This window comes from Nocardioides epinepheli (genome assembly GCF_037936805.1).
Classification (GTDB): Bacteria; Actinomycetota; Actinomycetes; order Propionibacteriales; family Nocardioidaceae; genus Nocardioides.
In genome coordinates this window covers 71,838-93,418 of record NZ_JBBMMC010000003.1, presented here as the reverse complement: position 1 = coordinate 93,418, position 21,581 = coordinate 71,838, and the positions used below count along the sequence as shown (strand labels likewise).

The window sequence follows — 21,581 nt, the reverse complement described above, 5'->3', positions numbered from 1 at the left end:
CATCGGCTCGCTACGATCGACCGAGCCTCCGGTCCACCGACCGGCGGTCGGCATGCCTTCAAAGGGCAGGCGGATGAGACGAGCAGGGTCCGAGCAGCAGGAGGAGGTGCGGATGGGTGGCCTGCAGCGATTCGAGCGACGCCTCGAGTCGATGATCTCCGGCGCCTTCGCGCGCACCTTCCGCAGCGCCGTCCAGCCGGTCGAGATCGCCGCCGCGCTGGAGCGCGAGCTCGACCAGAACACCCAGATCCTCTCCCGCGACCGGCGGCTGGTGCCCAACGACTTCCACGTGGAGCTGTCCGACACCGACCTGTCGCGGCTGGCGCCCTACGACTCCACGCTGGCGCGCGAGCTGTCCGACCAGCTCCAGACCCACGCCGAGCAGCAGGGCTATGTGTTCCCGGGCCCGATCCGGATCGCGTTCGAGCCGTCGGACGACCTCACCACCGGGCGCTTCCGGATCCGCAGCGAGGCGCAGGCCAAGGTGGTCGGCACCGCCAGCCAGACCCAGGTCCGCCGCGCGATCGCGATGCTCGAGGTCAACGGCACCCGGCACCCGCTCAACCCGCCCGGCCTCGTCGTCGGACGCGGCACCGACGCCGACCTGCGGATCAACGACCCCGGCATCAGCCGGCGGCACGTGGAGTTCCTGGTCACCGCGGGCCGCGGCCAGGAGCCGCCCACGATCGAGGTGCACGACCTCGGCTCCACCAATGGCATCACCGTCGACGGCCACAAGGTGCCGCGCGCGGCCCTGCACGAGGGCTCGCACGTCAAGGTCGGCACCACCACGATGACCGTGCGCATCGTCCACGACGTCGTCGATCCGGGAGCGGCCGGTGTCTGAGCTGACGTTCTTCCTGATCCGGATCGCCTACCTGGCGATCCTGTGGATCTTCGTGCTCGCCGCGATCTCGGTCATCCGCTCCGACATGTTCGGGGCCCGGGTGCCCGAGGTGGTGCGCAGCAACGCCGGCCACCAGCCGCCGAAGCAGAAGAAGCCGCCGCGCCGCCGCGGCTCGCCCACCCACGTCGCGGTCACCCAGGGCGGCAACACCGGCGCTACCGCACCGCTGGATCGCGCGCCGATCCTCATCGGCCGCGGCAGCGACGCCGCCATCCGGCTCGACGACGACTACGTGTCCACCCGGCATGCCCGGATCGCCGCCAGCGGCGACCAGTGGTTCGTCGAGGATCTCGGGTCCACCAATGGCACCTACATCGGCAACGTCCGGATCACCCAGCCCACCACGATCACGCTCGGCACCCAGGTGCGGATCGGCAAGACCATCCTGGAGCTGAAGAAGTGACCGACGCATCCAACGGCCGTCGCGACGACGCGCACCACGACGCCGACGCCGCCTGGGCTCCGGCTCCCGAGCCGGACGCCGACACCGAGGCTCTCGACCTGTCCGAGGAGCCGGCCGACGAACCCAGCGGGGACGCCGGCCCCGACCGTCCGGTCAAGGGCGGCGAGCGGGACACCGCCGGGCTCCAGAGCACCGTCCCCAGCGGCCCGGGCGACCGCCCCGACACCGTCCCGACGCCGCCGCCCAACGCGCACGACGACGGCCCCGCCCTGGTGCTCAACTACTCCGCGATCTCCGACGTCGGTCGCATCCGCAAGGACAACCAGGACTCCGGCTACGCCGGCCCGTGGGTGCTCAGCGTCTGCGACGGCGTTGGCGGCGCCGCCCGGGGCGACATCGCCTCCAGCACGGCGATCTCCGAGCTGCGCAACCTCGACGCCGCCCCGGTACCGCCCGGAGACGGCCACCCGGGCGATCCCGACGTCCTCGACCGCGTCACCGACGCCATGCACGCCGCCCACACCCAGATCGGCCGCCTCGTCGACGCCGACCCGGCGATCAACGGCACCAGCACCACCGCGACGGTCGCCCTCTTCGACGGGCGCCGGCTCGGCATCGGCCACATCGGCGACAGCCGCGCCTATCTGTTCCGCGACAACGAGCTCTCCCAGCTCACCACCGACCACACCTTCGTGCAGAGCCTCATCGACGAGGGCCGCATCACCGAGGAGGAGGCGCGGGTCCACCCGCACCGCAACCTCATCCTCAAGGCGCTCGACGGCATCCACGAGGCCGAGCCCGACCTGTTCGTGCTCGAGGTCGTCCCCGGCGACCGCATCCTGCTGTGCAGCGACGGCGCGAGCGGCGTCCTCGACGACGGTCGTCTCGCCGACATCCTCTCCATGGGCACGCCCGACTTCGCCGCCGTCGAGCTCGTCCGCGCCAGCCTCGAGGCGGGCAGCTCCGACAACGTCACCTGCATCGTCGCCGACGTCCTGACCGCCGAGCAGGCCGCCGAGATCCCCGAGTACGCCGACCTCGAGCCGCTGCTGGTCGGCGCCGCGTCCGAGCTCAAGCGCAAGCTCCCCCGCGGCCTGTTCCGCGGCCACCGCTCGGGCGACACCGGCGAGCTGGAGCCGATCGAGGCGGAGATCCCCGACGAGGTCCCGTTCGCGATCCCGTCCGACCCGATCCTGCCGCCGGACCCGGAGGCCGCGCGCTACGCGCCGATGCCGCCGCCGCGGTTCTCCTGGCTGCGCCGCGTGCTGGGCCTGGTCATCGTCGTCGGCCTGCTGTGGATCGGCGCCGCGGCCGCGTGGTCCTACGTCCAGAACCAGTACTACATCGGCGAGGAGGACGGCGTCGTGGTGATCCACCACGGCGTCAACTCCTCGCTCCCCGGGATCGACCTCTCCGACGTCGTGGTCGTGACCACCCTCAACGTCGACGACCTCGAGGAGTTCGACCGCCAGTCGGTGCGCGACGGCATCCCGGTCGACAACCTCACCGAGGCACGCGACCGCGTCGAGGAGCTGGCCGGCAAACGGGTCGCCGTGTCCGGGAGCGGAAACTGAGCATGGCCGTCACTCCGGGCACCGGGGCTCTGATGGAGTTCGTCCACCGCCGCCGGCGGGGGGCAGAGCTCTTCCTGCTCGTGCTCGCCCTCGCGGTCGGCGTCGGCGGCTATGCCGCCGTCGGTCTCGGCGTCGAGGGCAAGGTGCCTGCCGACATCGTCGGCTACGGCGGCTGGCTCGCCGCGCTCATGGTGGCCGCCCACATCGCGGTGCGGTTCGTCGCGCCGTACGCCGACCCGGTGCTGCTCCCCGTCGTCGCCGCCCTCAACGGCCTCGGCCTGGCCATCATCCACCGCCTCGACCTGGCCACCGACCACAGCTTCGCGCCCAAGCAGCTGACCTGGATGACGGTCGGCGTGGTGCTGTTCATCGGAACCCTCGTGCTGCTGCGCGACCATCGGATCCTGGCGCGGTTCACCTACACCTTCGGCCTGCTGGCCATCGTGCTGCTGATCCTGCCGATGGCTCCGGTCATCGGGCACCAGGTCTACGGCGCGCGCATCTGGATCAACGTCGGGCCCTTCACCTTCCAGCCCGGCGAGATCGCCAAGGTGCTGCTGGTCATCGCCTTCGCCGGCTACCTCGTGCTCCACCGCGACGCGCTGGCCCTGGCCGGACGCCGGGTGCTGTTCATCGACCTGCCGCGCGGCCGCGACCTCGGCCCGATCCTGGCGATGTGGCTGGTCAGCCTCGGCATCCTGGTCTTCCAGCGCGACCTCGGCTCCAGCCTGCTGTTCTTCGGGCTGTTCCTGATCATGCTCTACGTCGCCACCGAGCGTCCCGGCTGGGTGATCGTCGGAGGCCTGCTGTTCGCCGGCGGCGCGTTGGTCGCCTACCGGCTCTTCGGCCACGTGCGGGTGCGCGTGGACACCTGGCTGCACCCCTTCGAGTACTACCGGGGCCCGGCCGGGCAGAACAGCGACCAGCTCGTGGAGTCGATGTTCGGCTTCAGCTGGGGCGGGCTGATCGGGCGCGGCTTCGGCGAAGGCGATCCCACCCGCATCCCGTTCGCCGAGTCCGACTTCATCATGGCCGCCATCGGCGAGGAGCTCGGCCTCACCGGCGTCCTGGCGGTGCTGCTGCTCTACGGCGTCATCGTCGAGCGCGGCCTGCGCATCGCCCTGATCTCCCGCGACAGCTTCGGCAAGCTGATGGCCACCGGCCTGGCCGGCGTCTTCGCCCTCCAGCTCTTCGTCGTCGTCGGCGGCGTCACCCGGCTGATCCCGCTCACCGGGCTCACCACCTCCTTCCTCTCCTACGGAGGCTCCTCCCTGGTGGCCAGCTGGGTGATCATCGCCCTGCTGCTGCGGATCTCCGACCAGGCGCGGCGTCCGATCCCCGACCTGGCCTCGCAGGAGGAGTCCTCCCCCGACGAGGAGTCGACCCAGGTCATCAAGGTCTCCGGAGGTCGCGGATGAACAAGCCGATCCGCAACGTCTCGATCTTCTGCCTGCTGCTGTTCCTGGCGCTCATGCTCAACGCCACCTACCTGCAGGTCTTCGCGGCCAACGACCTCAACGAGCGTCCCGAGAACGCGCGAGTCCTCAACGCCGCCTACTCCAGCGAGCGGGGCGCGATCCTCGTCGGTCGCACCCCGATCGCCGAGAGCGAGCCGGTCGACGACAAGTACAACTACCTGCGCACCTACCCCTCGCCGTTCCTCTACGCGCCGGTCACCGGCTACTTCACCAACGGCTCGGCCACCGGCATCGAGGCCGCCCAGAACCAGGTGCTGTCCGGCGACGACCCGCGACTGTTCATCGGCAGCCTCATCGACCTGCTCAGCAACAAGCCGCCCAAGGGCGGCAACGTCCAGCTGACCCTCGACCCCGCCGCGCAGAAGGCGGCCTTCGACGGTCTCTCCGCGCTCGGCGACGGCGTCCAAGGCTCGGTGGTGGCACTCGAGCCCAACACCGGCAAGATCCTCGCGATGGTCTCGCTGCCGACCTTCGACCCCAACAAGCTGGCCACCCACGACTTCGCCGCCCGCGACGCCACCTACGCCCGGCTCAACGACGACCCCAGCCAGCCGCTGCTCAACCGGGCCATCCAGACCCGGCTCTTCCCCGGGTCGACGTTCAAGCTCGTCACCGCCGCTGCGGCGCTGGAGTCGGGTAAGTACCAGGGCGCCGACGCGCGGGTGCCGGGCGGATCGAGCTTCCAGCTCCCGCAGACCTCCGGGGAGAGCGGCCTGGTCACCAACGAGGGACGCCCCTGCGGCACCAGCGAGATCACGCTGCGCATGGCGATGGAGCAGTCCTGCAACACCACGTTCGCGCAGCTGGCGATCGAGGTGGGCGCCGAGGGCATGCTCAGCCAGGCCGAGAAGTTCGGCTTCAACAGCGACTACCTCGAGGACCTCAACGGCCAGGTCCGCTCGGTCTTCCCCGAGGAGCTGAACCCGCCGCAGGTCGGGCAGACCGGCTTCGGCCAGTTCGACGTCCAGGCCACCCCGCTGCAGATGGCGATGGTCGCCGCCGCGATCGCCAACGACGGCGTCGTGATGCGGCCCTACCTGGTCGACGAGGTGCAGTCGGCCGACTACGACGCGCAGACCACCGACCCCGAGGAGCTCTCCCGGGCGATCAGCTCGGAGACCGCGCGCACGCTGCGCGAGGTGATGGTGTCCACCGTCGACGACGGCACGGCGTCCGCGGCGGCGATCCCGAACGTCTCGGTGGGCGGCAAGACCGGCACCGCGCAGCGCGGCGTTGCCAACAAGCCGCCCTACGGCTGGTTCGTGTCCTTCGCGCCGCAGGACGACGCCAAGGTCGCGGTGGCCGTGATGATCCAGGAGGCGCCCGGCCACGAGATCGCCGGCGGCGCCCTCGGCGGTCCCATCGCCAAGGCCGTGATGGAGGCGATCTTGAAGTGAGGTGCAACCGATGAGCGAGTTCGCCGACGGCGCCGGGCGCTACCGGCTGGAGTCCCGCATCGCCACCGGCGGGATGGGCGAGGTGTGGCGCGCCACCGACACGATGCTGGGGCGCCAGGTCGCGATCAAGCTCCTCAAGACCGAGTACGCCGACGACGCCACCTTCCGCTCCCGGTTCGAGACCGAGGCCCAGCACGCCGCCGCCCTCCAGCACCCCGGCATCGCCGCGGTCTACGACGTCGGCGAGTCGGCACCCACCGACGGGTCGGGGCACCCGCGGCCCTACCTGGTGATGGAGCTGGTCGAGGGCCAGCCGCTGTCGAACCTGATCGGCGCCCACGCCGGAGGTCGCGAACTCGACCCCGACGCCGTGCGCGACCTGCTCGCCCAGGTCGGCGACGCGCTCGGCGCGGCCCACCGCGCGGGCATCGTGCACCGCGACGTGAAGCCCGCGAACCTGCTGGTCACCCCCGACGGCAAGATCAAGGTCACCGACTTCGGCATCGCCCGCGCCGCCGACGGCGTCGGGATCACCCGCACCGGCGCGGTGATGGGCACCCCGCAGTACCTCTCGCCCGAGCAGGCGGAGGGCAAGCAGGCCACCTCGGCCTCCGACGTGTACTCGCTCGGGGTCGTCGCGTTCGAGTGCCTCGCCGGACGGCGTCCGTTCGAGGCCGACTCACCCGTGGCGACGGCCCTGGCCCACCTGCGCGAGCCGATCCCCGAGCTGCCCGCGAGCGTGCCCGACGACCTGGCCGTCGTCGTCCGGCGGGCGCTGTCGAAGGATCCCGCCGAGCGCTACGCCGACGGCGCGGCCTTCGCGGCCGCCCTGCGCAACCCCTCGGCCGCGGCCGCCAGCACACCGCCGCTCGGGGGACCGGTCGTCCCCCCGGTGGCCGACACGGCCGCCACCCAGGTGCTGGGGGCGACTCCCTACGACCCCACTCCCACCCCGGCCACCGCCCAGCTCGGCGGCACCTCGGGGCCCGCGGTCCCCGCCGGGCCGGTCGGGCCGGACGAGACCGACAAGCGCCGCAACCCCTGGCCGATCATCGCCGCGGTGGTGCTCGTGGTGGCCCTGGCCGTGGTGCTCACCATGCTCCTCACCGGAGGCGACGACGACGAAGACCCCTCCGCCGGCGACACCACCACCTCCCAGTCCCGCACCCGGACGCCGTCGAAGTCGGAGACCTCCACCGACGACGGCCCACAGACCAAGCGCGTCAACGAGAGCGCCTACGTCGGCAAGCAGGTCGACGAGGTCGAGTCCGCGCTACGCGGGCTCGGATTCGACGTGCGCCGCGAGTCTCGTGAGAACTCCGACGCCTCCCGCGACGGAGAAGTGACGGCAGTCAACCCGAACGGCGACGTGGAGGTGGGGGAAACCATTACCGTCACCTACTGGGCCGACGCGCCGGAGGAGACCTCGGAGCCGCCGAGCTCGGAGCCGACCACGACCGAGCCGCCCACCACGGAGCCCACGACGACCGAGCCCCCCACCACCGAGCCGACGTCCTCGGAGCCGACGACCACCGAGCCCCCCACCAGCCCCACTGAGGAGAGCGCACCGTGAACGACGCAGGCCCACCCATGGTCGGTGGCCGCTACGAGCTGGGCGAGCTGCTCGGCCGCGGCGGCATGGCCGAGGTGCGCAAGGGCACCGACACCCGGCTCGGCCGGATCGTCGCGGTCAAGCGCCTGCGCACCGACCTCGCCAGCGACGCCACCTTCCAGGCCCGGTTCCGCCGCGAGGCGCAGTCCTCGGCCTCGCTCAACCACCCCTCCATCGTCGCGGTCTACGACACCGGTGAGGAGCCCGCCGCCGACGACTCCGGGGTCTCCCAGCCCTACATCGTGATGGAGTACGTCGCCGGCCGGACCCTGCGCGACATCCTGCGCGAGGGTCGCAAGATCCTGCCCGAACGAGCCCTGGAGATCACCAGCGGCGTCCTGTCCGCGCTCGACTACAGCCACCGCGCGGGCATCATCCACCGCGACATCAAGCCCGGCAACGTGATGCTCACCCCCTCGGGCGAGGTGAAGGTGATGGACTTCGGCATCGCCCGCGCGATGAGCGACGCCGCCAACTCGATGACCCAGACCGCCGCGGTCGTGGGCACCGCCCAGTACCTCTCCCCCGAGCAGGCGCGCGGCGAGCAGGTCGACTCACGCTCCGACGTCTACTCCGCCGGCTGCCTGCTCTACGAGCTGCTCACCGGCCGCCCGCCGTTCGTCGGCGACAGCCCGGTGGCGGTGGCCTACCAGCACGTGCGCGAGCACCCGGCGCCGCCGTCGGACCACGACACCGAGCTCCCCCCGGCCGTGGACGCGATCGTCCTCAAGGCGCTGACCAAGCGGCTCGAGGACCGCTACCAGTCGGCCGGCGCGATGCGCAACGACATCGAGCGCTACCTGGCGGGGCGACCGGTCGAGGCCGCGATCGCGGTACCTCCGCCCCAGGACCCCGAGCCGCCCGCGGCCCCGGTGGCGGCGGCCGCACCGCCTCCCACGCCGCCGACCGGCACCCACCCGGTGGGCACCGCGCCGCGGCGTCCGGAGCCCACGCCGCTGCCGGTGGCCAACGAACCGGCCCCCCGCACCGGGCTCTGGGTGCTCCTCGGCCTCCTCGTGATCGCCTTGCTGGTGGCCGGGTGGTTCCTGGTGAAGGACTCGCTGTTCCCCCCGACGCCCGAGCGCACCAAGGTGCCGGCGGTGATCGGGATGACCGAGGACCAGGCTCGCGCCGAGATCGGCAACGCCGGACTGACGGTCAACCCGCAGGTGATCTACGAGAGCAGCGACACCGTCCCGGCCGAGGAGGTCATCGACCAGCGGCCCTCGGCCGACGACTACGTCGACCCGGGCGACGCGATCACGCTCACCGTCTCCACCGGCAAGGAGGAGGTGACGGTGCCCAACGTCGTCACCTTGACGCTCAAGGACGCCGTCTCGACCCTGCGCAACGACGGGTTCAAGGTGCGCAAGGAGTCGGTGGAGAACGACCGACCCGCCGGGGAGGTGCTCTCCCAGAACCCGCCGGCCGGCTCCACGGTCGAGAAGGGCATCACGATCTCGATCCAGTACTCCCAGGGCCCCAAGGAAGTGCCCATGGTCGTCGGCAAGAAGCAGAAGGAGGCCATCGACCTGATCGAGCAGGCGGGCTTCCGGGCCGACGTCCGCGAGGATCCCACGTCCAAGGAGAAGAAGGGCACCATCGTCGACCAGGTGCCCCTCGCCGGCACCACCCTGCCGAAGGACAGCGTGGTGGTGATCTTCGTGTCGGTCTACGTCGAGCCGACCACCACCAGCCCCCCACCGAGCACCGAGCCGACGACGACCAGCCCGCCGCCGACCGACCTGCCCACCACCACCGGGCCACCCACGACCGGCCAGCCGCCCGGCCGGGAGGGCCGAGGCGGCCCAGGCGGCCGGGGCGGCCGGTAGCCACCCGCGGGACAAGACACCGCCCGAGTCGATGACGACTCGGGCGGTGTGCTTTTTCGGTACCGCTTACTGGACCTTGGCGGCCTGGAGGTCGAGCAGGCCCTCGTAGGCCGGCGCCTCGACGTCGTCCTCCTCCTCCAGCTCCCAGCCGACCCCGATGTCAGGGCTGGCGGCGTCGGCCCGGAAGCCGGTGACGTCCTGGTTGGCGTCGATCGCGTGGAGCAGGGCGTCCTGGTCGCCGACCGCCTCGATCACATACGGCTCGGGGTAAGGGACCCCCTGCAGCTGCACGGCGCTGCCATTGCAGCGGATGCCGGTGGTGGTGACGATCCGCTGGCCCTGGATGGTCACGGCCTCCGCACCGCCGGCCCACAGCGCGTTCACGACGGCCTGGAGGTCTTGCTGGTGCACCACCAGCCACCGCAGGTTGAACTCGGGGTCGGCCTCCCGCAGCGCCTTCTCGAAGGAGCTCTCCGGCGCATCCGACATCACGATCCGCAGACCCGGCCCCGACACCGGCTCCAGGCCGGCCGGCCCCCGGAGCGCCTCGGCCTCGTGCCGCTCCTTGCGGACCTGAGCGTCGTCGACGCTGGCGCTGAGCCCCTCGACCTCGGCGCGCAGATCGGCGGCCTCCTGCTGCAGGGCCGCATAGTTGTCGGACTCGGACTGGGTGAGCGAGGCCAGATCGGTGTAGCGGCCCGGCCGCAGGTCGGTCCCGCCACTGGTCGTCGCGCTCGCGACGAACAAGACCCCCGACAACAGCACCACGCCCGGGGTCCCGATCCGCCAGGCACGACGCCGCCAGTCGGCCCGAGGCGACGACTCCTCGGGCGCGGGGCCCTCGGGGTCGATCGGGTGTGGGGGGCTCATGCCGACTAAGGTAGCCCGCGACCGCGGCACGCTCACAACGCGCGTAGCCCGGTGTCCCAGCATGCAGCCCAACTCGTCGGTCGGAGTCTTGACCGACACCTTCCTCAGATCGGATCCCACCCGTGGCCAAGCTCAAGGCGAAGCAAGAGACCTTCGATCCCGACCGGGGACCCTTGATCACTCCCCGCTTCGCGGTCGCCCTCGCCCTGATGGCGCTCGGAATCGCGTGGATCGCCTACTACTACATCGGCGTTCGCCCGCCCGACGGCCTCAACGCCGAAGGCGCGCCGCACAAGGCGACCGGCCCGGGGTTCATGCAGGACCTGAAGAACTGGAACTACCTGATCGGGTTCGGGCTGTTCTTCCTCGGCCTGATCATCTCGGCCAACAAGGCGACCCCGCTGGGCCGCGGCCGTGGCGTCGTGGTCGGCATGCTCGGCTGCTTCCTGCTCGGCCTGGCCTGGATCTGCGTCTTCTACGCCATCGCCAACCAGACCGACCCCTCCCTCCCGGTCTTCAACGACCTGGGTCAGAAGAACCTGTTCGTCGGCGTCGCGTTCATGGCCGTGGGCTTCGCCTTCGCCACCCGCTGGGAGTAGACCGACCGGCACACCCGGATCGGGGTGGGCGGGTTATCCACAGGGTTCTTCACAGCTGTGGGTTGAATGACACGCGTGTAGTTATCCACCGGGTTGTGCACAGGTGTGGACGACGTCGGCGTGTGCTGGGCTGGGCGTGCCGGGGCCGTGCGGGCGCGCTTGCCGGGGCGCCGTGCGGGCTGACCCTTCTCGGTGCCCAAGCGGCGCAATTGCGCGGTTCGGGCACCCCTACGCGTGGGTAACCGACCCATCCGGCGCAATTGCGCGGAATGGGTCAATGGCCGCAGACGGTCCGCGAGGTGCTGAAGCTATTCGTGGGCCGGGCGTGCTGACTCTCCCCGGTCTCTCCCGGTGCCCGGCTCCTGCTCGGTGCCCAAACGGCGCAATTGCGCGGTTCGGGCACCCCTACGCGCGGGTAACCGACCCGTCCGGCGCAATTGCGCGGAATGGGTCCTAGCCGCCGACGGTCCGCGAGGTTCCGGATCCGCACGGTCGCGCGGATCCGGAACGTCGCCGGCACCGTGCCTGATCAGGCCAGCTGCGCCGAGCGCGCGATCACGGCAAGCGCGACCAGCGCCAGCAGCGTGAAGAGCAGGCACCACTGGACGACCGAGCGGCGCGGGCCGCGGGGGGCGTAGACCAGGATCGCGGCGATCACGACGCCGCCCACCAGGCCGCCGAGGTGGCCCTGCCAGGAGATGTTCAGCCCGGGCAGGAAGGTGATCACCAGGTTGGCGACCAACAGACCGCCGATCGCCCGCAGGTCGCCGCCGACCTTGTGGACCAGCACCGCGTAGGCGCCGAAGAGCCCGAAGATCGCGCCGGACGCGCCGAGGGTGTAGCCGTCGGGGTTGGACAGCCAGTACACCGTCGCCGAGCCGGCCAGGCCCGAGAGCAGGTAGAGCGCCAGGAACCGGGTGCGTCCGAGCACCGCCTCGATCTGCGGGCCGAGGATGTAGAGGGAGAGCATGTTCGCCGCGATGTGCCAGATCTCCACATGGGTGAACATGCTGGTGATCAGCTCCCAGTAGGAGCCGTCGGCGACGCCCGGGACCCAGCGTCCGTCGGGGAAGGCACAGGCCGCCGCGGACCCGACGCCCGGGTAGTAACTGTCGGGAGCCGCGATCGACTCACACAGGCCCCGCGGGGAGAGCGCGAGCCGTGCGGTCAGCCGGCTCTCGTGCCAGCCGGTCGCGAGGATCGCGATCCACACCGCGACGTTCATCCCGATGAGCACCAGCGAGGTGATCGCGGGATTGTTCGAGCGGGCGCCGCCGTAGGGCCCCTGGCCCGAGCGGGTGCTGCGGGCGCCCTCGCTCACGCACGAGGGGCACTGGAAGCCGACCGCGGCATCGCGCATGCACTCGGGGCAGATCGGGCGGTTGCAGCGCTGGCAGGTGATGTGGGTCTCCCGCCCGGCGTGCCGGTAGCAGACCGGCACGCCGGGTCCGGACGACCCCGAGGGTTCGGCCGGCGGCCCCGAGGACCCGGCCGGTGGGGAACTGCTCAAGGCAGGCTCAGCCGCCGACGATCTCGACGGACTCGATGACCACCGGGTCGACCGGGCGGTCACCGGCGGCGGTCTCGACGGCGGCGATCTCGTCGACGACGTCGCGCGAGGCCTGGTCGGCCACCTCGCCGAAGATCGTGTGCTTGGTGTTGAGCCACGGGGTGGCGCCCACGGTGATGAAGAACTGCGAGCCGTTGGTGCCCGGACCGGCGTTGGCCATGGCCAGCAGGTAGGGCTTGTCGAAGACCAGCTCGGGGTGGATCTCGTCCTTGAACGTGTAGCCCGGGCCACCGGTGCCGGTGCCGAGCGGGCAGCCGCCCTGGATCATGAAGCCGGAGATCACGCGGTGGAAGCCGAGACCGTCGTAGAACTTGCCGGTGCGGCCGTTGGGGGTCTTGTAGTCCTTCTCGCCGGTGGCGAGACCGACGAAGTTGGCGACCGTCTCGGGTGCGTGGTTCGGGAACAGGTCGATGGTGATGTCGCCCTTGTTCGTCTTGAGGATGGCCTGCTGGTCAGCCATGACTGCCCTTCTGGTCGTGGAGTGATTTCGTGTCGATCCTGCCACGCCCGGGGGGCCGCGGTCGCGCTCACCCGACCTGGGGTGGTCGCTGTTTGCGCGGGCATGGTTGGGTGGAGTTCCACGTCGTTGTCACGGTTCGTCAGGCCGCCCGTCCCAGAAAGGGAGCTCGCAATGGGACTCCGCAAGAAGAAGTCACTCGCCGACCAGGCGAACGACTACGTCGACTCGATCCGGCCGCATGTCGAGGCCGCCTACGAGCAGGCCAAGGACTTCGTCCAGGACACCGCGCTTCCGGCGCTCCACGAGGCTCGTGAGAAGGCCGCCCCGGTCATCGCCGACGCCAAGGAGAAGGCCGCCCCGGTGATCGCCGGCGGTGCCGCGCTCGCGGTCGAGAAGGCGCACGAGGCTCGTGAGAAGGCCGCGCCCCTGGTCGCATCCGGCGCCGCGCTCGCCTCCGAGAAGGCCAGCGAGGCCAAGGACTTCGCCGACATCCAGGTCGCCAAGATCAAGGGTGACGAGCCGCCGAAGAAGAAGGGCGGCAAGCTGAAGAAGATCGCCCTGCTGGCGGTGATCGCCGGTGTCGTCGCCGTCGTGGTCAAGAAGCTCCAGGGGCGCGACGACAGCGACAACTGGCAGTCGTCCTACCAGCCGACGCCGGCGCCGAAGCCCACCTCGACGCCGAAGCCGGCGTCCACCACGTCGTCCTCGCCCTCGAGCACGCCGTCCTCGGCGGGCTCCGCCACCTCCGCCACCTCCGCTGCTTCGGCCACCTCCGGGGCATCGGGCGCGGCCGGCGGCCTCGGCGACAAGTCGGCCGGCGCAGCCACCGACAAGGTGCGCGAGGCTCGCCACGCCGCCGAGGAGGTCCCCGACGACGCCGCCGGCGCCACCCCGGCCGAGGCGCTGTCGGACGCCGTCGAGGAGCCGACCCCGGCCACCACCCCGGACCACCCGGCCGAGGTCGTGGACCTCACCGAGACCACGACGGAGACCGAGACCGACACCGACCCGAAGAAGTAGTCGGGTCGCAGCCACTTCGACCGCCCCGGGGACTCACGTCCTCGGGGCGGTTCGCTTTGCCTCGGTCTCCTTGATCCAGGCGTCGATGCGCTCCCACCAGTCGAAGAGCCACTCGATGCGCTCCTCGCGGCCCGAGGGGATCTCCGCGCGGGGCACCTGCCACCAGCGCATCACGATCTCCTTGTCCATCGGCAGCTCGCGCCAGATGTCGGCGACGGTGAGCAGGTGGTCCAGCCCGGTGTGCGCCACCAGGACGACGTCGGCGTCCGGCGCGGCGTCCAGCGCCGCCAGCAGGCCGCCGGGGCGCGGGGCGAGCACGGTGGTCATCTGCTCGGCGCGTTGCGCCATCTTCTCCAGGCCGAGCTGGCGCAGTCGGGTGATGGCCTTGTCGCGGCGCTTCTCGGTGAAGTTGCCGCCCTCGGGGAAGATCACGAAGGCGTCGTTCTCGTCCAGGCCGGTGGCCAGGTCGCGGATCAGTGACTCCAGGTCGGCGTCCGGCCCCGGGTTGGGGGTGATGAAGCGCGCCGGGATGCGGTGGAGCAGCACGTCGATGGCGGGGTCCCAGGCGAGGGTCTCCTTGAGCACGACGCGAGGCTCGCGGGCATACCAGTGCATCAGGGCGTGGATGAGGATGAAGGAGTCGCCGGGTCCGGCGTGCCGACAGGCCACCAGGATGGGCACGCCGGGGTGCGCGTCCGGCGTCGGGCCGTCGGTGGTGATCTCGAGCTTGAGGACCCGACGGGCCTCCTTGAAGAACACCCACATCACGCCCTGGACCAGCTCGTAGTGCAGGCCCTCCCAGTACGGCGTGCGCACCCACCGTCCGAAGCCGGAGGCCAGCCACCACCCGAAGAGGATCACCAGCACGACCGCCTCGGTGGTGAGGTAGAGCACCGCGAGCCACAGCACCCGCAACGCGCGCCAGCGGCCGGGCACCAGCGGCGAGAGCGCGGCCGCGATGACCAGCCACAGGGGCAGGGTGACCCAGGTCAGGAACGCGAGGACGACCACGGCCGGAGCGAGAACCAAGCGACGCAGCAGGAGCGGCGCCAGTCTCATCGCGGCATCATCGCGCACCCTTGCGAAGGTCGTCCAGGTAGGCCATGCAGGCCAGGTAGGTCTGCTGGATGCGTCGCTCGATGCTGCCGAAGTCGCGGTAGGCGAACATCGAGTCGTCCTTCTCCGAGGTGCCGCGGGCAGGCAGCACGTGACACGTGACGCCGTCGGGGAGTTCCTCGAGCTCGCGGACGAAGCGGTGCCGGCGGGCGATCTCGAAGGCGACCCGCGCCACCTCCCACGGCTTGCGGGGCGCCTCGAGCGGCCGGTCGAACCGTCCGACCTGGAGCACGTAGACCTCGGTGGCGCCCAGTGCGACGGCCCGGCCCAGCGGCACGGAGTTCACGATGCCGCCGTCGAGGTAGTGCTCGCCGTCGACCAGTGCAGGTGGCAGCAGTCCGGGCACGGCGGCGCTGGCGATCACCGCCGGCACCACCGGGCCGCTGGTGAACCAGTGCTCCGCCGACCGCTCGATGCTGGCCGCGCACACCTCGAGCCGGACCGCCAGGTCCTCGAACCGGACGTCGCCGAGCTCCTCGGCCAGCCGGGCCGCCAGCGGCTCGGCGCTGTAGAGGTGGGTCCGGCTGGTGACGGCGCGGCGCACCGTGCGCAGCGGCCCGTCGCCGAGCAGGTCGCTGTCGGGCGAGGCGGCGCTGCTCCACAGCTCGAGCAGCCGGTCGACGACGGCGGGCCCGGGCTCGCGGGCCACGAGGGCGCCGTTCATCGCCCCGATGCTCGTGCCGAGCACCAGGTCGGGGAAGACCTCGTGCTCGAACAGCGCGCGGATCATGCCGACCTCGACGGCGCCGAGCACGCCGCCGCCCCCGAGGACGAACGCGGTGGTCATCGGCTCAGCATCGGCTCAGCTGGCGGCGTCGGCCGGCTGGTCGACGCCGAACTCGCGGCGAACTCGTTGAGTGGCGCGGTGCTCGGCCCAGAACGACACGACCGGGATCGTGCCGCACAGCAGCGTGACGGCGGTGTAGGGGATGTCCCAGTCGGCTCGCCGCGAGAGCAGGAAGGCGGCGAACAGGAAGATCATGTAGAGCCAGCCGTGCAGGATGCCCAGGTTGGTGGTGATCCAGGCGCCGAGCTCCTGGCCGCCGCTGCCGTCCTCGAGGAGGTACTTCAGCGGCACGCCGATCAGGATCAGGACGACGAGCAGCACCCCGACGATCGTCGCCATCAACCTGTAGGCGAACAGGGGCTTGCTGATCTCCGGGCTCACGTCGACGACGGTACCGGGTGCTCGGCGGGCTCCTCCTTGAGGGAGTCGCGGACGAAGCGCCACCAGATGAAGCCGGCGAACGCGCCGAAGACCCACCACTCGATGGCGTAGAGCAGATTGCGCAGGCCGGTGCTCGTGCTGGGCTTCGGCAGTGCCTCCAGGTCGCCGGCGGGAAGTCCGCCGACGCCGTCCTCGGCGATCGCGTAGGCGCCGTAGAGGTCGCCGTCGACGCGCTGGATGAGGTCGGCGACCCGCAGCTGGGGATAGATGTCGTCGGTGAGGTCGTCGTCGACGGCGCCGGTGCCCTCGGGCGGCTGGAGCCAGCCGACGACGTCGCCGGGACCGGTCGGCGCCGCCGGGGCGTCGGCCGGTGTCGGCACCCAGCCGCGCACGACCGGGATGGCCTCATCGGCCCCGTCGCCGGTGGTCATCGGCGTCACGACCCAGTAGCCGTCGGTGCCCTCGTGACGGCGCTCGGAGATGAACACGGTGGCCTCGGGGAGCCAGCTGCCCTCGATCCGCACCGGCTGGCCGACGCTGTCGGCGGGGAACCGGTCGTCGGGGCCCAGGACGGCGGCCAAGGGCACCGGCTCGGCCTGGGTGAGGTCGCGCTGCTCGCTGTCGCGGTGCCGCTGCCAGGCGTCGTACTGCCACAGGCCCAGGCCGCCGGCCACCACGACGCACACCAGCCCGATCAGATGCGCGCCGAGCATCCTCGGAGTCAGCAGCGCACGCACGCATCCAGGGTACGGAGCGCCGGTCTGCCACGATGCGGGGGTGATCCATCACCTCAACTGCGCCTCGTTCCACCCGCCGCTGGTGGGCTCGATGGTCGCGCACGTCCTGGTGGTCGAGCGGCCCGATGGACTGCTGCTGGTCGACACCGGCTTCGGCACCGCCGACGTCGCCGCACCCCAGCGGATCGGCCGCGCCGTCCGCGCCCTGATGCGGCCCAAGATGCTGCCCGAGGAGACCGCGATCGCGCAGCTGACCGCGCTCGGCTACACCGCCGACGACGTCACCGACATCGTGCTCACCCACCTCGACGTCGACCACGCCGGCGGCGTCGGCGACTTCCCCCACGCCCGGGTGCACCTCGACGCCGCCGAGCTCGAGGCGGGCCGCCACCCACGCGGCGCCGAGCACGGCCGCTACGTGCGCGAGCAGTGGGCCGAGGCCGACTTCGTCCCGCACGCCGCCCCGCCGGCCGGTGGCGACGCGTGGTTCGGGTTCGAGTCGGTCACCGAGATCGGCGACGGCGTCCTCCTCGTGCCGCTGCCCGGCCACAGCCGCGGCCACTCGATGGTCGCGGTCCGCGACGGCGACGGCTGGCTCGCCCACGCCGGCGACGCCTACTTCCACCCAGGCGACCTGACCTCGCCGCCGTCCGCCCCGCGCACCGTACGCGTCGTCCAGCGGCTGCTCGCCCAGGACGACGCCGTCCGCCTGGCCAACCGCGACCGCCTCGCCGAGCTCGTCGCCGCCGACCACCCCGACCTGCGCGTCTTCTGTGCCCACGACCGTGCCGAGTTCGAGGCGTTCGGTGGGCCGGCTGGTGGGGGGACCGGGGCGGGATTTCCCCGGTCGACCGGGGAAATATGAACTTGGCGGCCGATATATCGCCCGACAAGTTCAGGTTTGGGCCGCCCAGTCCCGCGCGGCAGGGCCGCTATGTACCCTTGTGGTTACGTACGCGAATGGCTACATTCGGCCCATGGACCCGGTGTTCGCCGCCCTCGCCGACCCCCACCGCCGCACGATCATCGAGCTGCTCGGCGACGGCCCGCGCAATGTGACGACGTTGGCGGCGGCACTGCCGATCGCCCGGCCGGGGGTCTCGCGGCACCTGCGGGTCCTGCGCGAGGCCGGCATCGTCACCGCCGAGGCCCATGCCCAGGAGCGCGTCTACACCCTGGTGCCCGAGTCGCTGCGGGAGGCCGACGAGTGGCTCTCGGCCCGCGCCGGCTTCTGGCGTCAACGCCTCGACGCGCTCGACACCGAGCTCCGCCGGAACTCCTGAGAGGACCCGCTCATGACCGACCCGACCCAGACCGTCTCCGTCGAGCGGCGCTACGCCGCCGACCCCGCCGCTGTGTGGGACGCCCTCACCACCCCCGCGCGCCTGGCCCGCTGGCTGGGCACCGTCGACGGCGATCTCTCCCCCGGCACCCCGATCGACCTCGCGATCACCGGCACCGGCGAGCAGGTCCGCGTCGTCGTCACCCGCTGCGAGCCGGCCGAGCTGCTCGAGGCCGAGTGGACCGTCGACGATGACACCTCCGTCGTCCGCGCCACCCTCACCCCCGACGACGATGGCGGCACGCTCGTCGTCCTCACCGAGACCGGCGTCCCGACGTCGATGGTCGAGGCCTACGCCCGCGGCTGGACCGCCCACCTGGTGCGCCTCGAGGCCGACCTGACCCACTCCCCCATGCCCGGGTGGGCCGAAGCGGCGGGCGTCGGATCGTAGATCCACGTGCAACCCTTCGCAGGGCCACTCCCGTCTCTATCCCGGCAGCACCGATCGAGAGGCAGGGACCGTGCATCGAGACACCCGCGACGCCGCATTCACCGAGTTCGTCCACGCCCAGCGCGCCACGATGGTGCGCGCGGCGAGGCTCCTGACCGGTGACCATGCCGCGGCAGAGGACCTGGTCCAGGGCGTCCTGACCCGGCTCTACGTCAAGTGGCCCCGGGTCGCCTCGGCGGATGATCCCGTGGCCTACGCGTTCCGCTCGCTCACCAACACCTTCCTCGACGAGGCGCGACGCGCCCATCGACGTCGGGAGGTGACGGCCGACCCGCACGACGCCCTCGCCCGCCTCGGCGGCACCGAGGCCGAGGTCAGCGGTCTGCGCGTCGATCTCGATCGAGCACTGGCCGGACTCGGAGAACGGCAGCGTGCGGTCGTCGTCCTACGTCACTTCCTGCAGTACGACGTCGGCACGACCGCGCGGCTCCTCGGCTGCTCCGAAGGGACCGTGAAGTCCCAGAACTCCCGGGCACTGGCCCACCTGCGCGACGCACTGGGCGCCGCGATGATCACCGAAGGGAAGAACTGATGCCCGAGCTCCACGACCTCCTCCACGATCACGCAGGCGAGGTCCGCGACACCGACGTCGCCGCCGACCTCCGCCGCGGACACCGCGCCCTCACCCGCCGTCGTGCCCGGTTCGCCGGCGGCACCCTCGCGGCCTGTGCAGCGGCCACTGCTGCGGTCGTCGCATGGCCCGGTGACCGGCCCGATCAGCGGCCCGACGGCGCCCCGGTCGCCACCGAAGGTCCCGCCACGCCGTCCGCGACGCCGGAGCAGACTCCCCCGGCCGGCCTCCTGGAGAGCGACTTCATGTACTACCCGGACCTCGGCCACGGATTCACCGCGGCGCGCGACGAAGGAGCGTCGATCATCTTCACCCGCAACGGCGCGCCCGCCGGCTCCCTCCTCGACTCGCCCACGCTCTATATGAGTACTCCGAACCAGCCACAGAAGTTCGGCGGCACTGTCGAGTACGAAGGGCGGACCTTCTACCGTCAGGTCGGCGCGGACGCGATCAGGGATCACATGTGGGGAATCTCGACCGAGCTCCCTGACGGATGGTGGGTGACGCTGCAGGTCACCGACGACGCGGGCCTGACCGAACGTGAGGTGCTGGACTTCCTGCACCACGTCGAAGTCAAGAAGGGCGTTCACGAGGGGGCCGCGAAGCGCTGACCGGGGAGGCCGGAACGCACCCAAACCCGCGCGGCCTCGCTCTCGTCGGGGATGACCTCGCCTGCGACGACATCGGCATCGAGATGGGCTACGAACGCCGGATTCAAGTCGAGCAGGTCGTCCTCAACGAAGAGTAGGCGATCTGCTGACGAGATCTATCGGCGCGCTCATCTCGGCACCGGCCCGTAGACCCAACCCCCGTCCAGCATCGTGCCCACAGGCGTGAGTGTGTGCAGCCGGCCCGGGTCGATGCTCGCGACGTCCTCCTCCAGGAGCACCAGGTCGGCGAGGTTCCCGGGGCGGATCGATCCGAGCTGGTGCTCCTGCCCGGACAGATAGGCGGGGTGGATCGTCCAGGCCGCCAGGGCGGCGGTCAGGTCCACCCGTTCGGCGGGGCCCACCACCGCGCCGGAGCCGCGGGCCTCGCGGGTCACCAGCGTCGCCACGGACTGGCGCCAGTCGGGCCACTGGACCGGCGCGTCCGAGCCGTCGGCGACCCGGACGCCGGCCGCGACCAACGACCCGACCGGCATGCAGGCCTCGAGGTCGCCCGCCGACATCCGGGCGCGCCAGGCGTCGGCGGCGTACCAGAGGACCAGCCCGTTCGTGACCACCGAGATGTCCGCCTCCGCGGCGAGCGCGGCCAGGCCGTCGTCGAGGAAGGTGCCGTGGATGACGGCGTGCCGCGCGGCCGGCCAGGGGTCCTCGCCCCGGACCCGGGCGAGGGTCCGGACCGCGAGCCGGTTGGCCGCTCGCCCGGTGGCATGGATCTGCACGCTGAGCCGGTGCGCGTGCAGGAGCCGCACGATGGCTTCGAACTCCTCGGTCCGCGTGGGGAGGTCGCCGTGGCCGGTGAGCAGGCAGCCGGGGACGCCGCCTACGACGTCGGGCTCGTGGTGCGCGGTGCCGAGGGACGGCACCCCGTCGGCGAACAGCTTGGCGCCGATGATCCGCAGCCGATCGTCGCCGAACCCGGACGGCGTGATGAGATCGCTCATCGCGCGGGCGGTGCGCTCCAGGTCGGTGGCCAGCGACGGCCAGTCCCAGTGCAGCAGGCAGGACATGCGGAGCGGGAAGCCGCCGGCCGAGATGAGCGCGTGGTAGTCGCGCACCATCTGCGGAGTCGCCGCGGGGTCGGTCACGCTGGTCACGCCGAGGCGGCTCAGCTCGGCGGCCCGCACCCGTAGCCGTTCCAGGCGCTGCGCCTCGGACGCCTGCGGCAGGTGCCGCAGCACCAGCTCGGCCGCGGCCTCGAGCAGCAGGCCGGTGGGGACGCCGCGCTCGTCGCGCACGACGACGCCGCCGTCCGGGTCGGGGGTGCTCGCGTCGATCCCGGCGCGGCGCAGAGCCTCGGTGTTCACCCAGGCCGCGTGCTGGGAGCGGTGCAGGAGGACGACGGCCTGCGGGACGGCGTCGTCGTCCAGGTCGGACCGGACCGGATGCCGGTCGGCCAGCTCGCGCACCACGCCGCGCTCCCAGCCGGAGCCGACGATCCAGCCCTCGCGGGGCGTCGTCCGGGCCCTCGCCCGCAGCTCCTTCACCACGACGGCGATCCCGCGCGGCTCGTCCCAGAGCAGGTCGAGTCGATCCTCGGCCGCCAGCTCGGCCCACAACGCCAGGTGCAGGTGGGCGTCGTGCAGCCCGGGCAGCACGCCCCGCCCGGCCAGGTCGACGACCTCGGCGTGAGGTCCGGCGGCCGCCAACACCTCGTCGTCGCCGCCCACCGCCACGATGCGCCGCCCGAGGACGCGGACAGCGGTCGCGGCCGGCCGGTCGGGATCCATCGTCGTCACCCGGCCCCCGACCAGGACGGTCTCCATCGGCCCCTGAGACATCGAACCCTGCGACATCCACCTCTCGGAC

22 protein-coding genes are annotated in these 21,581 nt (G+C 71.7%); 14 read left to right on the top strand and 8 right to left on the bottom strand.

The genetic code is table 11. From position 1 onward, the window contains the following. The first annotated feature begins 73 nt into the window (after window positions 1-73). The 7 genes from WMR31_RS05440 to pknB are packed head-to-tail and all read left to right on the top strand — an operon-like array spanning window position 74 to window position 9,203. Window positions 74-847: an FHA domain-containing protein gene (locus WMR31_RS05440; protein ID WP_340537764.1), complete on the top strand. Its 774-nt coding sequence runs from the start codon at window positions 74-76 to the stop codon at window positions 845-847. Then, complete coding sequence (locus WMR31_RS05435; RefSeq protein WP_340537763.1) at window positions 840-1,310, top strand: FHA domain-containing protein FhaB/FipA; 471 nt, start codon at window positions 840-842, stop codon at window positions 1,308-1,310. The genes WMR31_RS05440 and WMR31_RS05435 overlap by 8 nt, the downstream gene beginning before the upstream one ends. Continuing rightward, window positions 1,307-2,884 (top strand): PP2C family protein-serine/threonine phosphatase, encoded by a 1,578-nt coding sequence (locus tag WMR31_RS05430; RefSeq protein WP_340537762.1) that lies wholly within the window; start codon window positions 1,307-1,309, stop codon window positions 2,882-2,884. The genes WMR31_RS05435 and WMR31_RS05430 overlap by 4 nt, the downstream gene beginning before the upstream one ends. 2 nt (window positions 2,885-2,886) lie before the next feature. Beyond that, window positions 2,887-4,302, top strand: a complete 1,416-nt coding sequence (locus WMR31_RS05425) for an FtsW/RodA/SpoVE family cell cycle protein (RefSeq protein WP_340537761.1) — start codon at window positions 2,887-2,889, stop codon at window positions 4,300-4,302. Continuing rightward, complete coding sequence (locus tag WMR31_RS05420) at window positions 4,299-5,759, top strand: peptidoglycan D,D-transpeptidase FtsI family protein (protein WP_340537760.1); 1,461 nt, start codon at window positions 4,299-4,301, stop codon at window positions 5,757-5,759. Before WMR31_RS05425 ends, WMR31_RS05420 begins: the two co-directional genes overlap by 4 nt. Window positions 5,760-5,769: 10 nt before the next feature. After that, window positions 5,770-7,332 (top strand): protein kinase domain-containing protein, encoded by a 1,563-nt coding sequence (locus WMR31_RS05415; protein WP_340537759.1) that lies wholly within the window; start codon window positions 5,770-5,772, stop codon window positions 7,330-7,332. 17 nt (window positions 7,333-7,349) lie between these two features. Continuing rightward, window positions 7,350-9,203, top strand: coding sequence for a Stk1 family PASTA domain-containing Ser/Thr kinase (gene pknB, locus WMR31_RS05410; RefSeq protein ID WP_445321608.1), 1,854 nt, complete (start codon window positions 7,350-7,352; stop codon window positions 9,201-9,203). 66 nt (window positions 9,204-9,269) lie between these two features. On the opposite strand, the gene WMR31_RS05405 is transcribed toward pknB, so the two are convergent. After that, window positions 9,270-10,073: a DUF881 domain-containing protein gene (locus tag WMR31_RS05405; protein WP_340537757.1), complete on the bottom strand. Its 804-nt coding sequence runs from the start codon at window positions 10,071-10,073 to the stop codon at window positions 9,270-9,272. Between the two features lie 122 nt (window positions 10,074-10,195). Between WMR31_RS05405 and WMR31_RS05400 the strand changes: the two genes are divergently transcribed. After that, window positions 10,196-10,672 (top strand): cell division protein CrgA, encoded by a 477-nt coding sequence (locus WMR31_RS05400; protein ID WP_340537756.1) that lies wholly within the window; start codon window positions 10,196-10,198, stop codon window positions 10,670-10,672. A gap of 529 nt (window positions 10,673-11,201) precedes the next feature. On the opposite strand, the gene WMR31_RS05395 is transcribed toward WMR31_RS05400, so the two are convergent. After that, window positions 11,202-12,182, bottom strand: a complete 981-nt coding sequence (locus WMR31_RS05395) for a rhomboid family intramembrane serine protease (protein WP_340537755.1) — start codon at window positions 12,180-12,182, stop codon at window positions 11,202-11,204. A gap of 7 nt (window positions 12,183-12,189) precedes the next feature. Next, window positions 12,190-12,702: a peptidylprolyl isomerase gene (locus WMR31_RS05390; protein WP_340537754.1), complete on the bottom strand. Its 513-nt coding sequence runs from the start codon at window positions 12,700-12,702 to the stop codon at window positions 12,190-12,192. A 171-nt stretch (window positions 12,703-12,873) separates the two neighbouring features. Between WMR31_RS05390 and WMR31_RS05385 the strand changes: the two genes are divergently transcribed. Further along, window positions 12,874-13,722, top strand: a complete 849-nt coding sequence (locus WMR31_RS05385) for a DLW-39 family protein (protein ID WP_340537753.1) — start codon at window positions 12,874-12,876, stop codon at window positions 13,720-13,722. Window positions 13,723-13,755: 33 nt separating this feature from the next. Here WMR31_RS05385 and WMR31_RS05380 read toward each other — a convergent pair whose 3' ends face one another. The 4 genes from WMR31_RS05380 to WMR31_RS05365 are packed head-to-tail and all read right to left on the bottom strand — an operon-like array spanning window position 13,756 to window position 16,743. Beyond that, window positions 13,756-14,781 carry a 1-acyl-sn-glycerol-3-phosphate acyltransferase gene (locus WMR31_RS05380; protein WP_340537752.1) on the bottom strand — a complete coding sequence of 342 codons (1,026 nt, stop codon included), beginning with the start codon at window positions 14,779-14,781 and terminating at the stop codon, window positions 13,756-13,758. Between the two features lie 7 nt (window positions 14,782-14,788). Next, window positions 14,789-15,625, bottom strand: a complete 837-nt coding sequence (locus WMR31_RS05375; RefSeq protein WP_340537751.1) for a patatin-like phospholipase family protein — start codon at window positions 15,623-15,625, stop codon at window positions 14,789-14,791. A gap of 15 nt (window positions 15,626-15,640) precedes the next feature. Continuing rightward, window positions 15,641-16,006 carry a DUF3817 domain-containing protein gene (locus WMR31_RS05370; RefSeq protein ID WP_340537750.1) on the bottom strand — a complete coding sequence of 122 codons (366 nt, stop codon included), beginning with the start codon at window positions 16,004-16,006 and terminating at the stop codon, window positions 15,641-15,643. Further along, on the bottom strand, window positions 16,003-16,743 hold the full coding sequence (locus tag WMR31_RS05365) for an SURF1 family protein (protein ID WP_340537749.1): 741 nt from the start codon (window positions 16,741-16,743) through the stop codon (window positions 16,003-16,005). Before WMR31_RS05365 ends, WMR31_RS05370 begins: the two co-directional genes overlap by 4 nt. Window positions 16,744-16,783: 40 nt before the next feature. Between WMR31_RS05365 and WMR31_RS05360 the strand changes: the two genes are divergently transcribed. From WMR31_RS05360 to WMR31_RS05340, 5 genes are all read left to right on the top strand, one after another. Then, window positions 16,784-17,608 (top strand): MBL fold metallo-hydrolase, encoded by an 825-nt coding sequence (locus WMR31_RS05360; RefSeq protein WP_340537748.1) that lies wholly within the window; start codon window positions 16,784-16,786, stop codon window positions 17,606-17,608. Window positions 17,609-17,720: 112 nt separating this feature from the next. Then, window positions 17,721-18,026: an ArsR/SmtB family transcription factor gene (locus WMR31_RS05355; protein ID WP_340537747.1), complete on the top strand. Its 306-nt coding sequence runs from the start codon at window positions 17,721-17,723 to the stop codon at window positions 18,024-18,026. A 12-nt stretch (window positions 18,027-18,038) separates the two neighbouring features. After that, a complete protein-coding gene (locus tag WMR31_RS05350; RefSeq protein WP_340537746.1) occupies window positions 18,039-18,476 on the top strand; it encodes an SRPBCC domain-containing protein in 438 nt (145 codons plus the stop codon). A gap of 70 nt (window positions 18,477-18,546) precedes the next feature. Continuing rightward, entirely contained in the window at window positions 18,547-19,068 is a 522-nt protein-coding gene (locus WMR31_RS05345; RefSeq protein ID WP_340537745.1) for a SigE family RNA polymerase sigma factor, read from the top strand. Further along, complete coding sequence (locus WMR31_RS05340; RefSeq protein ID WP_340537744.1) at window positions 19,068-19,718, top strand: hypothetical protein; 651 nt, start codon at window positions 19,068-19,070, stop codon at window positions 19,716-19,718. Before WMR31_RS05345 ends, WMR31_RS05340 begins: the two co-directional genes overlap by 1 nt. Before the next feature lie 167 nt (window positions 19,719-19,885). Here WMR31_RS05340 and WMR31_RS05335 read toward each other — a convergent pair whose 3' ends face one another. After that, window positions 19,886-21,553, bottom strand: a complete 1,668-nt coding sequence (locus WMR31_RS05335; RefSeq protein WP_340537743.1) for an amidohydrolase — start codon at window positions 21,551-21,553, stop codon at window positions 19,886-19,888. Between the last annotated feature and the right edge of the window lie 28 nt (window positions 21,554-21,581).

Excerpts from the sequence above, each read along its gene's own strand:
- WMR31_RS05440 (WP_340537764.1), top strand. The coding sequence starts at position 74 with ATGAGACGAGCAGGGTCCGAGCAGCAGGAGGAGGTGCGGATGGGTGGC.
- WMR31_RS05425 (WP_340537761.1), top strand. The coding sequence starts at position 2,887 with ATGGCCGTCACTCCGGGCACCGGGGCTCTGATGGAGTTCGTCCACCGC.
- WMR31_RS05420 (WP_340537760.1), top strand. The coding sequence starts at position 4,299 with ATGAACAAGCCGATCCGCAACGTCTCGATCTTCTGCCTGCTGCTGTTC.
- WMR31_RS05415 (WP_340537759.1), top strand. The coding sequence starts at position 5,770 with ATGAGCGAGTTCGCCGACGGCGCCGGGCGCTACCGGCTGGAGTCCCGC.
- pknB (WP_445321608.1), top strand. The coding sequence starts at position 7,350 with ATGGTCGGTGGCCGCTACGAGCTGGGCGAGCTGCTCGGCCGCGGCGGC.
- WMR31_RS05405 (WP_340537757.1), bottom strand. The coding sequence starts at position 10,073 with ATGAGCCCCCCACACCCGATCGACCCCGAGGGCCCCGCGCCCGAGGAG.
- WMR31_RS05390 (WP_340537754.1), bottom strand. The coding sequence starts at position 12,702 with ATGGCTGACCAGCAGGCCATCCTCAAGACGAACAAGGGCGACATCACC.
- WMR31_RS05385 (WP_340537753.1), top strand. The coding sequence starts at position 12,874 with ATGGGACTCCGCAAGAAGAAGTCACTCGCCGACCAGGCGAACGACTAC.
- WMR31_RS05380 (WP_340537752.1), bottom strand. The coding sequence starts at position 14,781 with ATGAGACTGGCGCCGCTCCTGCTGCGTCGCTTGGTTCTCGCTCCGGCC.
- WMR31_RS05375 (WP_340537751.1), bottom strand. The coding sequence starts at position 15,625 with ATGACCACCGCGTTCGTCCTCGGGGGCGGCGGCGTGCTCGGCGCCGTC.
- WMR31_RS05355 (WP_340537747.1), top strand. The coding sequence starts at position 17,721 with ATGGACCCGGTGTTCGCCGCCCTCGCCGACCCCCACCGCCGCACGATC.
- WMR31_RS05350 (WP_340537746.1), top strand. The coding sequence starts at position 18,039 with ATGACCGACCCGACCCAGACCGTCTCCGTCGAGCGGCGCTACGCCGCC.
- WMR31_RS05340 (WP_340537744.1), top strand. The coding sequence starts at position 19,068 with ATGCCCGAGCTCCACGACCTCCTCCACGATCACGCAGGCGAGGTCCGC.
- WMR31_RS05335 (WP_340537743.1), bottom strand. The coding sequence starts at position 21,553 with ATGTCTCAGGGGCCGATGGAGACCGTCCTGGTCGGGGGCCGGGTGACG.